Raw genomic sequence first — 16,485 nt, 5'->3', positions numbered from 1 at the left:
AATGTTCTATTTGTCTTCCACCTTAAGCTCTAATAGATAAGCTGCCAGTGCATTAATATCTGAATCCGAAAGTTCGCCGTAAGTACCGGTCATCGTGTTGCCCGGTTTATACTTCTCAGGATCCTTGATCCATTTTTTCACATTCTCTTCCGTATGATCCAATACGCCAGCCACTTTTTGACGTTCACCGAATGTAGCGAGATTCGGAGCCTGACGAGCAGCTTCAGGCCTGCTGTCATTTGGTGTCACCGCATGGCAGCCTATACAACTTTGATTAAAGACATCTTCACCCTGTTTGGCCAAATCACCTTCAACGACAGGTTCCTTCGCGGCTTTCATATCTTTAGTCCATGCTTCAAAATCGCTTTTGGACTTGGTTATGACCTTAAAATCCATCAAAGCATGTGAAGGACCGCAAAGTTCAGCACATTTTCCGTAAAACAAGTTGTTCGAATCTTCTGCCTTTTCACTGTCGAATTCTAAGAAAAACTGATTGACCCCTTCAGTATTTGTATCCATCTTTCCTCCGACAGCCGGTACCCAGAATGAATGCTTAACATCTGAAGCAGTTAGATTGAAGTACACTTTTTGATCGGTTGGCACAACCAAATCCTGACTTGTTACAACGCCAAGGTCCGGATATTCAAACTCCCACCAATAAAGGTTTGCCCTGACATTCACGACAAGTGCATCCTTCGTTTTTCCATCCTTATCTTTCTTATCCATTGCCTTTGTGTCGGCTAAGTCGAAAGTCGTGACGACGGTTGGAACAGCCAGAACAATTAAAAGAAGGATAGGAATAACAGTCCAGATAATTTCGAGTTTATGACTTCCTTCAATTTGTTTCGGTATTGTTTCGTCGCCTTCCTTCCGACGGAAGCGTAGTAAAACTACAACGAACAAAATAATCACAACAATAATAACCAGTACCATGATTAGTGTACTCAATATCAGTAAGTCATACTGAGATTGCGCAACATCGCCAGCTGGCTTCAGCGCGGATAGAAATGGTTCGCCGCAGCCCGAAAGGACAAGTCCTACAATACCCAGCAGAGCAATTAGGCGCCATTTGTGCAGCCTTTTTTTCATAGCTTCAGAAACCCCTCTTTCGTCAAAATTTTCTCACAAAAATAAAAATGGGCGCAATTGCGAATATTCTCTCTATGTCAATTTCTAAAAAGAAAGAATCCCTAAACTAAGGAATTATTAAGATGATCCATGTAACCGCTCTTATGTATGACCCCGTTGGTTCCGTTAATATGTATGAGTGGCGGTCAGTGCAATATATATCAGTAAGCTGGAGCCTGTAAAAGAACAGGCCGCCAGCTTATTTTAACCAAAACTAGATGAGAGTGACAATAACCATCGCTACAAATAAAATGGTCATATAATTTAAAGAATATACAAACATGGATGTTGCCCATTTAACATCATCTTTCTTTTTATACCCCTTAATTCCCAAAATAAGCCACCCCGTACTCAATAATGCAGCAAGAATAACTAGCGGAGTTCCTAATGGAGTTAAAAAGAAAGGCACAAACATTAAACAGATGATCCATAGCATAATCGACCTTTTTGCGGCCTTGAAGCCTTTTACGACCGGAAGCATAGGTACTCCGGCTGCACGATATTCTTCGACACGCCTCATTGCTAGTGCATAAAAATGAGGCGGCTGCCACAAGAACATGATCGCGAACAGGACCCAGGCGATCTTATCAAGGCCCGGGTCGACTGCAGCCCACCCGATAAGTGGAGGCACGGCTCCGGATATACTGCCTATAATCGTATTCGAGACAAATCTACGTTTGAAAACCATGGTATATAAAACAACATAGGCGAAGACGCCGAATGCACCTAGTATGGCAGTTGTCATATTAGTCAATGCAAGTAAAATCAGCCCTGCAGTAATTAAGCCGAAACTTAACGCCAATACCTTTGAAGGCTGTACTTTCCCAGTTACCGTTGGTCGGTTTTTCGTTCTTTCCATTAAATGATCGATATCACGGTCATAATAATTATTAAAACTGCAAGATCCCGCCATAATGAGCGCCGAACCTGCAAGTGTATAAAACACTACATCTAGATTGCTTAAGAAGCTAAGCCCCGAAAAATGAAGAGCTAACCACACGCCGGTAAAAGCTGTAATTATATTTGAATTGACAATCCCCACTTTTATAAGTGCGAGAAAATCCTTCCAAGCTGTTGTTTCAGGTATATCCGATTGAAGGGCGGCTTTACTGTCCTCCATGACAGCTTCTGACAAACCCCTTGTTTCTGACATTTGTTTTCCTCCTTTAAATCATTCAGCACAGACGCAAATGCAAAAAAATACTTACATATGCTATAGAACATTATTTCATACTTTTTGATATTTGTAACCAAGGAAGCGTAAACAAAAAGTAAATTATTTACCAATGACCGTTGTCAATGGAATCCATCGAGAGCTATCATTCTTAATATCATGCTTAATAACAGTAAAATTTAGTAAAATCATTTCTTCAATATATTAAAACACATTTTTGGAAGCTTTTGTGAAAATTTTTCGGATAATTTTTGACCAATTTGTGTCTCAATAATTTACTGCTGTTATAAGATGTTCATCAAGAACATGAATAGTATGCTGTTATCATCATCCCCTAGGCTTATTCCCTATTTTGCTCCTACTTGAAGGTTTACACTCCCTTTATTTCTATCAAAGTCTTTTGTAACTTTCAACTATTTCAGGCATTTTAATTAATAGCTATAATATAAACTGAACTTGTAAAATCATTCTATTTTGTGTAATATCGAGGAAGTTCGACAAATATTATGAAAAATCTTATGCTATTATTAATTTTAAGAACAATCCTATTTGCTACAGAGAAAAAGGTGGGACTACTAGTGAAATCGTCTCTTAAATGGTTTGCTGTTTTAACAACGATTGTAATGCTTTTCATCTTACTTGGGGGAGCTTTAGTCACGAAGACGGATTCCGGCATGGGTTGCGGCAGGTCCTGGCCATTGTGCAATGGCCAATTGATCCCGGACAAAATCACGATTGAATTGGTCATTGAGCTTTCCCATCGGCTCGTTTCAGGTGCTGGAGGATTCTTGGTTTTAATTTTATCGTATATGTCTTGGAAAAAAATCGGCCATATCCGTGAAGCGCGTTTCTTATCCGTCCTTTCTTTTGGTTTTCTGTTACTGCAAGGGTTGATTGGAGCCGCTGCCGTCATTTGGTCACAATCCGATTTCGTCCTTGCCCTTCATTTTGGCATATCGCTCATTTCCTTTGCTTCCGTCTTTTTACTGACACTGTTGATTTTTGAAGTAGACAAGAAGTTCGAAGCCGAAAAACTTATAGTTGACAAACGAATGAAATTCCATATTATTGGCGTATTGATTTTTTGTCTGGCAGTCGTATATACGGGTGCTCTTGTAAGGCATACAGAATCCAGTCTTATCTGTAAGGATTGGCCTTTATGTGTAAATGACAGCGCTGCACTCCCCTCAAACCTTTATGAATGGATTCAGATGGGGCACCGTGCAATGGCAGGCGCTATTTTCATTTGGGTATCATATGTGGCTTATATCGCCAAAAAACATTACAAAAATCAAAAAGTTTTATATGGCGGTTGGATTGCTGCATTCATTCTCGTATTTTTACAGGTTACAGCTGGAGCCTTTATCATTTTCTCAAGGCAAAACTTATATATCGCATTGACACATGCATTGTTCATTGCCTGCTTTTTTGGTGTAATGAGCTATTTAATGCTATTGACATCAAGAAGTAAAAAAAATGCCCTAGCCAAGCAAAAAGGGAGCTCCACGCACACAGTCAAAGGACAGGATGAACAGGATATAACACCAACTGTACCCGCCCGTTAATGTCTGATTGTTCAATCAATAATATAAAAGGATAAAACAAAAACCACCATTCCCGGGAATGGTGGTTTTTGTTTTGTCTCAGGATGACCGTACATTGCCTAAAAAGAGGGTACAGAGCAGCTTGAAACCTCAAGCATACCCCATATACCCCAAATCCTTCACAAGGTCACAGTCAGCTAGATTACTTAGTTATTTCAATCAATAAGTCTCCAGTACTGATCGCTTCTCCATCTTTTACATAAATATCTTTAATGGTCCCGGAGAATGGTGCTTGCACGGTAGTTTCCATTTTCATCGCTTCCGTAATGATTAGGTGATCACCCTGCTTGACCTGATCGCCTTTCTCGACCACTACACGAATAACCGTACCTGGCATTGTCGCACCGAGTTGTTCTTTATTTTTTGGGTCTGCTTTCATTTTTGATACAACGGAAGATTTAATGTTTTCATCCTTGATGATCACTTCACGCGATTGACCATTCAACTCAAAATAAACGACCCTTGTTCCATCAGCCAATGGCTGACCGATTGAAACCAATTTTACGATGAGCGTTTTACCCTTTTCAATTTCAACTTCGATTTCTTCCCCTAGCCTCATGCCATATAAGAAAGTCGCGGTATCGAGGTTGGAAACATCTCCAAACAGTTCAATCGTTTTATTGTAGTCCAGGAATACTTTTGGATATAGGGCATATGCAAGCACATCGAAATCAGTGACTGCCCGTCCCAGTTCCTTGAATAATTCTTCTTTAAGTGCTGCAAAGTCCACTTCTTCCAATAATTCACCCGGTCTTACTGTTATAGGTTTCTTCCCTTTCAGGATAACTTCCTGAAGCTCTTTAGGGAATCCCCCAACTGGCTGACCTAGATAGCCTTCGAATAACTCTATGACTGAATCAGGGAAATCGATGGATTTTCCTTTTGTCAGTACATCTTGTTCAGACAGGTTATTTTGTACCATGAATAAAGCCATATCCCCAACAACTTTGGATGAAGGAGTTACTTTAACGATATCGCCGAACATTACATTGACGCGCTGGTACATCTCTTTCACTTCATGCCAGCGGTCTCCCAGCCCCACTGCTTTGGCTTGCTGCTGCAGATTACTATATTGACCGCCCGGCATCTCGTGTTTGTAAACCTCGGTATGAGGTGCATTCATGCCGCTTTCGAAGTCATGATAGAATTTCCTGACCTCTCCCCAGTATTCTCCTAAACGCTCTAGTGAATCGACTTCCAATTTAGGCTGTCTGCTTGACCCCTCCAATGCATAATGAAGTGTTTGTACACTTGGCTGCGAAGTCAGTCCAGCTAAAGAACCAATCGCCGTATCAACGATATCCACACCAGCTTCGATCGCTTTAGAATACATGTAAATTCCATTTCCGCTTGTATCATGAGTATGCAGATGGATCGGAAGGGATGTCGATTCTTTCAGTTCCGAAACAAGGCGGTAAGCAGCATCAGGTTTCAAGAGGCCGGCCATATCCTTGATCGCTAAAATATGGGCACCGGCTTGTTCTAATTCCACCGCCATATTTTTATAGTATTCGATATTATACTTGCTGCGTGATGGATCATTCAAATCCCCTGTATAACAAATGGCTGCTTCCGCAATTTTGCCGGATTGACGGACTGCATCAATAGCCAATTCCATTCCTTTAACCCAGTTTAAACTATCGAAGATACGGAAAACATCAATGCCTGCATCCGCTGATTTCTCTACGAATTCACGAATGACATTATCAGGGTAATTTTTATAACCAACTGCATTTGAAGCCCTTAATAGCATTTGCAAAAGGACATTCGGAGCTTTTTTCCTGAAACTTAACAGCCTGTCCCATGGATCTTCTTTCAAGAAGCGATATGCGACATCGAAAGTTGCCCCGCCCCACATTTCCATTGAAAATAAATCAGGAAGGAGTTTTGCTGTAGGCTCAGCGATATCAAGGATATCTTTCGACCTGATTCTCGTAGCCAGTAAAGATTGATGTGCATCACGGAAAGTCGTATCGGTGATCAATACCTCATTCTGTTCTTTGATCCATTTGACCAGTCCCTCTGCACCATGCTCTTCAAGTATATTTTTTGTACCCGAGATAAGCGGCAGACCATCAACATTCGGAATTGGAGCTGGATCAAAAACCGGCTTTTTCTTTTTCTCGACTCCCGGGAATCCATTCACGGTCACATTTCCGATATATGAAAGCATTTTAGTCCCACGGTCTTTTCTGATTGGGAAGCTAAATAATTCCGGTGTTGTATCAATGAATGATGTATCATATTCCCCATTTATGAATTTTTCATGTTTAACAACATTTTCAAGGAAGGGGATATTAGTTTTAATTCCACGAATCCTGAATTCCTTAAGGTTACGAACCATTTTGGAAGCTGCCTGCTCAAATGAAAGCGCATGAGTCGAAAGTTTAACGAGAAGGGAATCATAATATGGTGTGATGACCGCACCTTGGAACCCATTCCCTGCGTCCAGACGAACACCGAATCCCCCACCGGAACGGTAAACCATCATTTTCCCGGTATCGGGCATGAAATTATTCAATGGGTCCTCAGTCGTCACCCTTGATTGAATCGCATATCCATGAGTTTTAATTCCTGCTTGTTCTGGAATCCCGATCTTTTTGCCATGGAGTTCATGCCCTTCAGCTACCATGATTTGAGATTGAACGATATCAATGCCGGTAATCATCTCAGTAATGGTATGCTCAACCTGTACCCGTGGATTGACTTCAATAAAGTAAAATTCGCCATTTGCGACAAGGAACTCGACCGTACCAGCGTTCACATAATCAATATTTTTCGCCAACTTGACGGCTGCCTCACAAATCCTTTCCCTTAAATCTTCGGAAAGGGAAACGGAAGGTGCCACTTCCACAACTTTTTGATGCCGTCTCTGAACGGAACAGTCACGTTCATATAAATGGACGATATTCCCATGAGTATCAGCCAAAATCTGAACTTCGATATGCTTCGGATTTTGTATGAATCTCTCTACATAGACTTCATCATTACCAAAAGCTGCTTTAGCTTCTGATTTTGCGCGATCATAAGCCTCTTCAACTTCTTCGATTTTTTCGACAATCCGCATTCCGCGTCCGCCGCCGCCTAAAGAGGCTTTTATAATAATCGGAAAACCATATTGTTCACCAAATTCCTTAACTTCTTCAACACTGGTCACGGGTCCATCGCTACCAGGGATAACCGGAATATCAGCCAGTTCAGCTTGTGTTCTGGCTTTTACTTTGTCACCAAACATATCTAGGTGTCTTGATTCTGGTCCGATGAAGATTATGCCCTCTTCCTCACAACGTTTCGCAAATTCAATATTTTCTGAAAGGAAACCATAACCGGGATGAATCGCATCGACTCCGCTCATTTTGGCAATCGCAATTATGCCTTCAATATCCAGGTATGCATCAATCGGCTTTTTGCCTTCCCCGACCAAATATGCCTCATCCGCTTTATATCTGTGATAAGAACCATAATCTTCCTTTGAATAGATTGCAACTGTGTGAATGTCTAATTCCGTACATGCACGAAAAATCCTTATCGCTATTTCCCCACGATTTGCCGCAAGTACTTTTTCTATACGTTTCCCCATTGCTACCACCCTAATCAATATGTATTTTTATTGAATATAGAAAAAAAGCGTGAAAGATTTCCACCACTTTTTATTCATGAATTGATTTCCCAAATAAGGAGTCCAATCTGATTAAGCTCATTTTATCGCTGATGTAATTATTTCGATATATTTTATATTCCCGTTTTTTACATCCGATAAAGACTAAAAAGAGCCCTAAACCATTAGCTAATGAAAATTTAGCTATAATAATATATTATCAAATTGATTTAACTTTCTATTAATATAACCATAATACTAAAATTAACTGAATACAATAAAAAAATAAAAAATTACATATATTCGTATATAAAAACAAGGAATTAACTCTGCTTTCCCACCAAGACTCCAATGCCTCAGCACAGGAATAGGACCATAAATTCCCAATGTTTGAATGAAAATTCAAAATATTGCAAAAACTCAAATTGAGCTTCCGTGGATCAATTAGTATGTCACTATTGAATATAGTATAACACTATTAATTAATTATGTACATAAATAAAAAACTCAAACAATCATCGAGATTTGTTTGAGTTAGTATGTTTTATCTATTATTTTTTTAATGATGCTTCATGCAAAACTGACAATTCCTGTTCAAGGGTTTCCAAAAGGGATTTACCCTCGGTTTCCTCTACCAAACCTAAGCGTACGGCAAAATCAATTTCTCTTGATAAACCGAACATTTGTGTATCAAGGACCTCTTCATATAAAGGACATTGAGGCATAGTGAGATTTTCCATTTGAACTTTTATCAGTTTTAGAATCTTGTCAGCATCTGCTTTTAATAAAGCATAAGCTTTTTCTCGATGATTGACAAGCATATCAGATGCCATGTTAAATCCCCCCGCTCAGAGCGATTAAATCTTATCTTTAAATTCTACCTTTAGTTTTGTGAAAAAGCAAGGACATTGACAAACAATTTGCCATTGAGATATCACGATTACCTCTCAAATGAATATACCCAGCCATGGAAATTGTTCACCATCGTGAAGATGTGACATTTCAATTATAATTGATTATAATCATTAAAGAGCAACAGAAAGGAATGAGATATTTGGAACCCATCGTATTTATAAATGGAAAAGTGAAATATCCAATTACGCTAGATCCTGGAGTATGGATTTTTGATGACCGTAAAGTTGAAATAAATACATATTTCCACGCAGAAAGAGTCCAAGTCAATGAATTAGAAGAATATACGATTGCCGCCTCCAAACATTGGCAAAAAGAAATACAGGAAGGCGCAATAATGCCACCCACATTAAAAACGGAACGAAAGTTCGAGAAGCAAAGATTGCTGGAAGGGACTTTCGGCATCCCTTTTGAACCTTTTTTAAAAAATGCCGAACCTGAAAATGGGGTAACTGAAATCATCGTTACAACCGATGATGAGGAGCTCACATTCCCGTTGGAAACGGCACTTGAATTTTTCCTGGGCTTTTCCAAGGAAGGAAAGCCACTTAAAATATCCGAGGGCGGTCCTTTGGAAATTTATTTCGGAGACGCTTCCAACATCAATGATCCGATAAAAAATGTACGGTCTTTCACTGTTAAATAAGACTTAGTCCATTCTCACCAAAAACTTTAGAGCAATCGGCAAGGGATATCCCTTGCCGATTGCATTATAAAAGCGTAGCTGCCAGCTGGGCCAATCCAGATCTTTCTCCTTTTATCAATTTAACATGGCCTGCAATTCGCTCGGTCTTGAATTTTTCCACCACATATGTCAAACCATTATTATATTCATCTAAATACGGATGATCTATTTGCTCCGGATCTCCCATTAATACAATTTTGCTTCGCTCCCCGACCCTCGTCAAAATGGTCTTGACCTCATGTTTCGTTAAGTTCTGCGCTTCATCGATGATGATGAACTGATCCGGGATGCTCCTTCCCCTGATATAGGTGAGGGCTTCCACTTCGATCGAACTCATTCCCGCTAAAATGGCATCCAATTCCCCAGGTTTTTTCGTATTGAACAAAAATTGGAGATTATCAAAAATAGGCTGCATCCATGGTCTTAATTTTTCTTCTTTTTCCCCTGGCAGATAACCAATATCTTTACCAACCGGAACAATGGGCCTGGCAACCAAAAGTTTCTTATATTGTGCCAAATCTTCAGTTTGCATCAATCCTGTTGCCAATGCCAATAAAGTCTTACCTGTCCCAGCCTTACCAATGAGCGTCACAAGCTTGATATCCGAACGAAGCAACAAATCTAGGGCCATCGTCTGCTGAACATTTCTCGGTTTAATTCCCCAAATATGTTCCCCTTCATACATCAATTTCTTAACGAACCTGCAATTCTCATCCACAATCCCTATCGCAGAAGCTGAACTGCCCAGCGTGTCCTTCATCAACAGGAATTGATTTGGATAATATGAATCTTTTGTTAGTTCTTCCAGTGCGAGAAAACTTTTTTCATAAAACTTATTCAGATTATCAATCGATACAAACACTTCTTTGTGCCCAGCGTAAATATGGTCCAGTTCTACGACACGGTCATTTAAAAAGTCCTCTGCCTCAAGACCGATCGCATCAGCCTTAACCCTGACGAGAGTATCTTTACTAACCAAAATGACCGTTTTTCCAGCTTCCTTCGTCTCTTCTTCCAAAGATAAATTTTTCGCGACTGCCAATATCCTGTTATCATTCGTTTTCTCCACAAAAATTTCCTGAAGCTTATGAAATGAACGGTGGTTGAGTTCAATCCTTATGCTGCCTCCATTATGAAGCGGAATGCTCTGATGAAGCTTCCCTTTTTCCCGAAAGCCATCGATCAATTTCGATACTTGCCTGGCATTCCTTCCGATTTCATCCATGTACCTTTTTTTCGAATCCAATTCTTCTAATACGACTGCTGGAATGACAACTTCATTATCTTCGAATGAATAAATCGAATACGGATCCTGCAACAGGACATTCGTATCTAAAACATAGATTTTTTTCCCCAATATGACGCCTCCTGCCTGCTCTAAAGGATATGCCTTACCATTTACTACACTCAGCATTTATGTAGCGGACGAGACTGTTGATAAAATATATGTTCCTTTGCATAAAGATAGAAGAACATTTACAGACTATAAAGAAAACTTCCAGCAAAGAATGCAATCCCCAACATTGATTACACCATGTTTCACTGCATTTTATACTTATATGCATCAGACTTGGTAGTGATGGTCAGGCTGGAACAAAAAAAAGAGCATTAAGGAGGTTTTACATTGCAAAAAATCATATTGTCGCTCGCTGCGGTTCTGTTGATGTCAGGTTGCACAATGGATAATAATAACGAAGTGTCTGAAAATAACTCGAAAAACAATATAACGAAAGTCAATAATACGACCATAAAGGAAGCAGACAGAAATACCGGCCAGCAAACAGCGGAAAGACTCACCGGTTTGGCTAAATCCATTCCAGAGGTGAACGATGCCACCGCTGTCGTACTTGGCAAATATGCCATCGTCGGAATAGATATTGACCAAGATATTGAGCGTTCACAGGTTGGAACGATAAAGTACTCTGTTGGAGAAACTTTAAAACATGATCCTGAAGGTGCAAATGCCCTCATCGTCGCTGACCCGGATATAAATGAGCGGATCAGGGAGGTGGCCAGAGACATTAAAGACGGTAAACCGGTAACCGGGATACTAAATGAACTGGCTGACATCACAAGTCGAGTCATTCCTGAGGTTCCTGGTGATATTTTAACCCCAACGCCGTCCAAGAACATTGAAAAGGAAAAAAATAAACTTGATGATGAAACGGAAAGAAAAGAACTCGATAAAGAGCAAAATGATCAATCCAATCACTTTAAAGAATGAATTTTCCTGACCCGAAGTGAATCTTCGGGTTTTTAGTCTATACCCGCCATGCACCAAGTAACATTAACTTTCAAATGTCAGTTTCACTTTATCCTCGTTTTACCATAAAAATATTGGTATACTTAAAAGCATATTCGAATTGAAGTGAGGTTCAACTAATATGAAGGTTAAATGTGTAATATGCGATCAAATTGAATCTATACCTGACGATAGCCCAGAAGCAAAGAAACTTCGAAACCGTCCTATACATACCTATATGTGCAATACATGTAACCAACGCATAGAAGAGCGTACGAACGAACGGATTGCAACCGGAAACTTCCGTCTGTACCGGACGATCAAAAATGAAGATGAATGGTAGAATATTTTATAAAGTTTGCCTGATTGGTCTCATCAATGGAGTTCTGCTTGGATTGATAATGAAGTGGGTCGAAATGTTTTCAGGCAAGCAAGTGTATAAGCTTTTATTGAATGTGGATTTCCTTCCTCTAATTGGAGCTGTTTCCTGGAGTGAGGCATCATTGTTCTTTTTCCATCTCCTTTTTTCACTTGCCATTACGTTTAGTTACGCTTATATTCTTCATCCTTTGAAAATTTTCAGGAAATGGAACAAATACGCACTTGCTTTTATCACGATACTTCCCGCTATCATGCTTTACTTCCCACTATCTGCGCTGTCGAAAACAGAGGTTGTCCTTCCTTCTGATTTGACAGCTTTCTTTTTGTGGACAATCTTACATCTTTTTTACGGACTTTTCCTCCCTAAAGCAATATAAAAAAAGAACCGTGCGTAAATCGCACGGTTCTTTTTATCATTACTCGATATTTTTATACTTTTCTGGCTCTAACTGAATCTGGTCTAACATGATATCAATCAATTCAATCGGATAACGTTGCTTTTTCATTTCGTCTCCCAAAAGGTACTCGACGAAATAAAAAGGTTCTGTTTTTAAAACAGAATCGATTATCACCTGATGATCGTCTTTCAGCATCTGCATGAAAAACATTTCCGTATCGCGTGCAGCTGTATCATCAGGCCTTGCATCACAGACAACTTTGATCGTCAACCAATTGTATAAAGCATCCTGTAATGATTTCATCATCTTAAGCCTGTTCTTCTTTTCTCGAATTATGAAGACGGATCCTATAGATCCCCAGAACAAGCGAAGCGATGATTAATGCTTCCCCCATAGGAAGAAACACCGCAAAGAAAGAAAGAAGGGTACATCCAAGTGCCATTACCACATAAATGACCACATTTTTTAGCAATGGTAACTTTTTGGCAAAACCTAACTGATAGACAAGGATGCATAATCCAAAGACCGTCAAATATAAATACCACATTCCTGCTTCAGGATTTTCATCCACTCTGTACAATGCTGCAAAAAATGATAATCGCTCTTGGATATCCAATCTTTTCTCCTCCTCTTGCTATTTATTTTTCTTCAACAGCAACTTTTTTTCTTTTAGCTGCTCTTTCACGCTCGTTTTTATCTAGAATTTTTTTACGAAGACGGATTGAATCCGGAGTTACTTCACAGTACTCGTCATCGTTCAAATATTCCAGAGCTTCTTCAAGGGACATGATTCTTGGTTTTTTCATGGAAGAAGTTTGGTCTTTATTTGCTGAACGCATATTTGTCATTTGTTTCGCTTTAACGATATTAACAGTCAAATCGCTATCACGGTTATGTTCCCCGACGATCATGCCTTCGTAAATATCCGTACCTGGCTCAACGAAAATAACACCGCGGTCTTCTACTTGCATAATACCATATTGTGTAGTTTTTCCTGATTCCATGGATACAAGTACACCTTGACGTCTTCCGCCGACTTGACCTTGTGCCATTGGTTGGTAGCTGTCAAATGAATGGTTCATGATACCATATCCGCGTGTAATCGTTAAGAACTCAGTTGAATAGCCAATAAGTCCGCGAGCTGGGATCGTGAACAGTAAACGAACTTGACCGCTTCCGCTGTTGATCATATCCAATAATTCACCTTTACGGGCTCCCATTGATTCCATGATCGAACCAGTGTGCTCCTCAGGTACGTCGATTTGTACACGTTCAACCGGCTCACAACGGACACCATCAATCAAACGAACGATAACTTCCGGTTTAGAAACTTGCAGTTCATAACCTTCACGTCTCATGTTTTCGATCAGGATGGAAAGGTGAAGCTCCCCACGACCTGAAACAATCCAGACATCCGGAGAATCAGTATTTTCGACTCTTAAGCTGACATCAGTCTGCAATTGGTTTCTCAAACGCTCTTCAATTTTACGAGCTGTAACGAATTTACCTTCACGGCCTGCGAATGGGCTGTTATTTACAAGGAAAGTCATTTGTAATGTTGGCTCGTCAATACGCAGGATAGGTAGAGCTTCAGGGTGTTCAGTCGGACAAACTGTTTCCCCTACGTTAATATCCTCCATACCAGAAACGGCAATTAAATCACCGGCAACGGCTTCTTGGATTTCAACTTTCTTCAAGCCAATATAACCAAAGATTTTCGTTACACGGAATTGTTTAACCTTCCCATCAAGTTTCATTAATGAAACCTGTTGACCTACATGCATTTTACCGCGGAATACACGGCCAACGCCAATACGTCCTACATAATCATTATAGTCAAGTAAAGCCACTTGGAATTGAAGCGGTTCATCTGAGTTATCAATTGGTGCAGGGATCGTTTCAACGATTGTTTCGAAAAGTGGGGTCATGTCTTCTTCTTGTTTAGCAGGATCTGAATCCAAGCTTGCAGTACCAGCAATACCTGAAGTGAAGACAACTGGGAAGTCTAATTGTTCTTCTTCAGCTCCTAGTTCGATGAATAAGTCAATTACTTCATCGACCACTTCATTTGGACGTGCAGAATCTTTATCGATTTTGTTCACGACAACGATTGGCGTGATCTTTTGTTCCAATGCTTTTTTCAACACGAAGCGAGTTTGCGGCATACAGCCTTCATATGCATCAACAACAAGAAGAACGCCATCAACCATTTTCATGATCCGTTCTACTTCACCACCAAAGTCGGCATGACCAGGTGTATCCAAAATATTGATCCTTGTATCTTGGTATTGAACTGCTGTATTTTTCGCAAGAATCGTAATTCCGCGTTCTTTTTCAATCGCATTAGAATCCATCGCACGTTCTTCCACATGTTCATTTTCACGGAAAGTACCAGATTGCTTAAGCAACTGATCCACTAACGTTGTTTTACCATGGTCAACGTGGGCGATGATGGCTATATTACGAATATTTTCTCTTAATTTCAAAAAATTCACTCCTAAAAAAGTTTGTGTATAACGTATCACTAGTATTAACTTACATATTATATCACAAACATACTAGAAACAAATACAGAAATTATGTACAATAGATATATTAGGGGTGATATTAATGAACATTAAATGGAATTTCTTAATATTAGCGGTATTGGCAACATCCAGCATTGGCTCCATTGGCATCTTCATTGCTGAAAAAAGCTTGATTGGAATATTGGCTGCAATCGTTATTCTTTGCGGAATAATGGGGTTCGGTTTCACTCAGAAGAAGAAATTACGCGAAGCCGGGAAGTTATAATATAAAAAACTCGCTGACAGACAGCGAGTTTTTTTTTGTTAATTATTTCAAAATGAGTATTTGATTCCATCCGTGCAAGATATCCTGCACACAATAGGCCCTTGATGCTAACGGCTGGAATTTCCTGACAAGTATTTATCGAATACTTCTTTGTGAAGCCCGGGTTTAGATACGAAAAGTGAGTCGCCTTTTAAATAATTCAATTTGCCCCCTTTAATATTACTAACTTCCCCGCCCACTTCCTCAACCAGCAAAACTCCCCCGGCAAAGTCCCAAGGCATGAGTCTCATGGTTATGTATGCATCAATCCTTCCAGCTGCCACGAATGCCAGCTCCAATGCTGCCGAGCCATAAGAACGTGTCCCTCTTGCATCCCGAACCAGCGGTGCCAAAAGACTCGGGTCAATCCTCCGGTTTTCCGTTACCCAGCTAGCATTAATGGAAATGATCGCTTTGCTTACTGATGCCTCTTCAAGTGATGGGAGCCTTTGATCATTCAGAAATGCTCCCTGCCCCTTGACCGCATGATATAATTCATCACTGAAGACATCATAAACCATGCCAATCTTTCCAATGCCATCCACATAAACCCCAAGAGAAATTGCAAAATTCCTCTGTTGATGAATGAAATTCAAAGTTCCATCAATTGGATCGATGATCCACACCGTACCTTTTAGGTCTTTAATATCATGGCCCATTCCCTCTTCGCCAAAAATGCGGTGTTCAGGAAAGACTTCGCCGATTTTTTCGCAAAAAAACTTTTCTATCCCCTTATCCATATTAGTGACCAAATCATTCGGATTCGTTTTCATTTCAATATTCAACTTGGTTTTAAAGGACGCCCTTAGCCTAGTACCCGCTTCTTTCATCCATAACTTCGCATATGTATCCATTTCCTTGACCGATGCCATTATAATATCCCCGTCCTTTATGATCAGAAACTACATTAAAATGATCCACTTCTAAAGATTAAAGCAAATATAGCTTGCCTTCAAGTTTTTAACATCTTAAATTTTCCATTTTTTAAAACATATGAGGAAAGAAGGTTCCTTGACCATCCATCCATTAATCGGTTTCACAATCATTAGTTAGCCCGCACGAATACTTTTCAAACCACTTTACCTTAACGTCTCCCTTCCTTATTAAATGGAACCGAACCAAAATAAAATACCACCTTATATATATTGGACATTTAATGAAAAACGGACACATTATTTTTTAATAAAATAAAGTGTCCGTTCATCTATAATAAAATTCCTTGTATTGAAATTGATTCATTTCCTTTATTCATTCTCCTTCAAGATCTCTGCAGCCAATCATTTACAAGGCTTTCAGTTTTAACAATTCCAAGCGGATGCGTTCAAGCCTTTGCTTGCATTGTGACCTCTTTTGATCATTCTCTTCACCAATTGCTTCAAAAAGGGTTGCTAATTCATAGTCCATTTCCATTCTCAACACTGCAGCTCTATGTCTTTCAACTTCTTTAGCTTTTAATGCTTGGTTCATGACTTGTTTCATAATTAACATTCTCCCTTCATCAATTAACGTAATTTTCTGAATTTATATTATC

General features: G+C 39.7%; 16 protein-coding genes. 6 read left to right on the top strand and 10 right to left on the bottom strand.

Annotated elements, in window-relative coordinates:
- Positions 1-6: 6 nt before the first annotated feature.
- Together coxB and cyoE are read right to left on the bottom strand one after the other, a co-directional pair.
- Entirely contained in the window at positions 7-1,089 is a 1,083-nt protein-coding gene (gene coxB, locus V3595_RS11860; RefSeq protein WP_485907379.1) for a cytochrome c oxidase subunit II, read from the bottom strand.
- Between the two features lie 253 nt (positions 1,090-1,342).
- Positions 1,343-2,281, bottom strand: a complete 939-nt coding sequence (gene cyoE, locus V3595_RS11855; protein WP_485907378.1) for a heme o synthase — start codon at positions 2,279-2,281, stop codon at positions 1,343-1,345.
- 599 nt (positions 2,282-2,880) lie between these two features.
- On the opposite strand from cyoE, the gene V3595_RS11850 reads away from it, so the two are divergent.
- Entirely contained in the window at positions 2,881-3,867 is a 987-nt protein-coding gene (locus tag V3595_RS11850) for a COX15/CtaA family protein (protein WP_485907377.1), read from the top strand.
- Between the two features lie 181 nt (positions 3,868-4,048).
- Here V3595_RS11850 and pyc read toward each other — a convergent pair whose 3' ends face one another.
- Entirely contained in the window at positions 4,049-7,486 is a 3,438-nt protein-coding gene (pyc, locus tag V3595_RS11845) for a pyruvate carboxylase (RefSeq protein WP_485907376.1), read from the bottom strand.
- A gap of 569 nt (positions 7,487-8,055) precedes the next feature.
- Positions 8,056-8,337, bottom strand: a complete 282-nt coding sequence (locus tag V3595_RS11840; RefSeq protein ID WP_034313996.1) for an Fpa/YlaN family protein — start codon at positions 8,335-8,337, stop codon at positions 8,056-8,058.
- A 221-nt stretch (positions 8,338-8,558) separates the two neighbouring features.
- On the opposite strand from V3595_RS11840, the gene V3595_RS11835 reads away from it, so the two are divergent.
- Positions 8,559-9,062, top strand: a complete 504-nt coding sequence (locus tag V3595_RS11835) for a peptidyl-prolyl cis-trans isomerase (RefSeq protein WP_485907374.1) — start codon at positions 8,559-8,561, stop codon at positions 9,060-9,062.
- A gap of 64 nt (positions 9,063-9,126) precedes the next feature.
- Here the strand turns inward: V3595_RS11835 and V3595_RS11830 are convergent, their stop codons facing one another.
- Positions 9,127-10,458, bottom strand: coding sequence for a PhoH family protein (locus V3595_RS11830; RefSeq protein WP_485907373.1), 1,332 nt, complete (start codon positions 10,456-10,458; stop codon positions 9,127-9,129).
- Between the two features lie 267 nt (positions 10,459-10,725).
- On the opposite strand from V3595_RS11830, the gene V3595_RS11825 reads away from it, so the two are divergent.
- From V3595_RS11825 to V3595_RS11815, 3 genes are all read left to right on the top strand, one after another.
- Positions 10,726-11,325 (top strand): YhcN/YlaJ family sporulation lipoprotein, encoded by a 600-nt coding sequence (locus V3595_RS11825; protein WP_485907372.1) that lies wholly within the window; start codon positions 10,726-10,728, stop codon positions 11,323-11,325.
- A 160-nt stretch (positions 11,326-11,485) separates the two neighbouring features.
- Positions 11,486-11,686 carry a YlaI family protein gene (locus V3595_RS11820; protein WP_072272690.1) on the top strand — a complete coding sequence of 67 codons (201 nt, stop codon included), beginning with the start codon at positions 11,486-11,488 and terminating at the stop codon, positions 11,684-11,686.
- Positions 11,670-12,101 (top strand): hypothetical protein, encoded by a 432-nt coding sequence (locus V3595_RS11815; RefSeq protein ID WP_485907371.1) that lies wholly within the window; start codon positions 11,670-11,672, stop codon positions 12,099-12,101. The genes V3595_RS11820 and V3595_RS11815 overlap by 17 nt, the downstream gene beginning before the upstream one ends.
- A gap of 39 nt (positions 12,102-12,140) precedes the next feature.
- On the opposite strand, the gene V3595_RS11810 is transcribed toward V3595_RS11815, so the two are convergent.
- Genes V3595_RS11810 through typA form a run of 3 tightly spaced genes read right to left on the bottom strand, consistent with a single transcriptional unit; the run spans position 12,141 to position 14,608 of the window.
- Complete coding sequence (locus tag V3595_RS11810; RefSeq protein WP_485907370.1) at positions 12,141-12,425, bottom strand: hypothetical protein; 285 nt, start codon at positions 12,423-12,425, stop codon at positions 12,141-12,143.
- Between the two features lie 4 nt (positions 12,426-12,429).
- On the bottom strand, positions 12,430-12,738 hold the full coding sequence (locus tag V3595_RS11805) for a YlaH-like family protein (protein ID WP_053534308.1): 309 nt from the start codon (positions 12,736-12,738) through the stop codon (positions 12,430-12,432).
- Between the two features lie 22 nt (positions 12,739-12,760).
- Positions 12,761-14,608, bottom strand: a complete 1,848-nt coding sequence (typA, locus tag V3595_RS11800; RefSeq protein WP_048684521.1) for a translational GTPase TypA — start codon at positions 14,606-14,608, stop codon at positions 12,761-12,763.
- Between the two features lie 124 nt (positions 14,609-14,732).
- Between typA and V3595_RS11795 the strand changes: the two genes are divergently transcribed.
- Entirely contained in the window at positions 14,733-14,915 is a 183-nt protein-coding gene (locus V3595_RS11795) for a YlaF family protein (RefSeq protein WP_034314013.1), read from the top strand.
- 107 nt (positions 14,916-15,022) lie between these two features.
- Here V3595_RS11795 and V3595_RS11790 read toward each other — a convergent pair whose 3' ends face one another.
- Both V3595_RS11790 and V3595_RS11785 read right to left on the bottom strand, forming a co-directional pair.
- Entirely contained in the window at positions 15,023-15,826 is an 804-nt protein-coding gene (locus tag V3595_RS11790; RefSeq protein WP_485907369.1) for an inositol monophosphatase family protein, read from the bottom strand.
- 409 nt (positions 15,827-16,235) lie between these two features.
- Entirely contained in the window at positions 16,236-16,433 is a 198-nt protein-coding gene (locus tag V3595_RS11785) for a hypothetical protein (protein ID WP_034314018.1), read from the bottom strand.
- Positions 16,434-16,485 lie beyond the last annotated feature (52 nt).

The organism is Bacillus sp. CFBP9009, assembly GCF_036541465.1.
Lineage (GTDB): Bacteria > Bacillota > Bacilli > Bacillales > DSM-1321 > Peribacillus.
The sequence above is the reverse complement of the archived record's forward strand: the minus strand, read 5'-3'. Positions and strand labels throughout refer to the sequence as shown.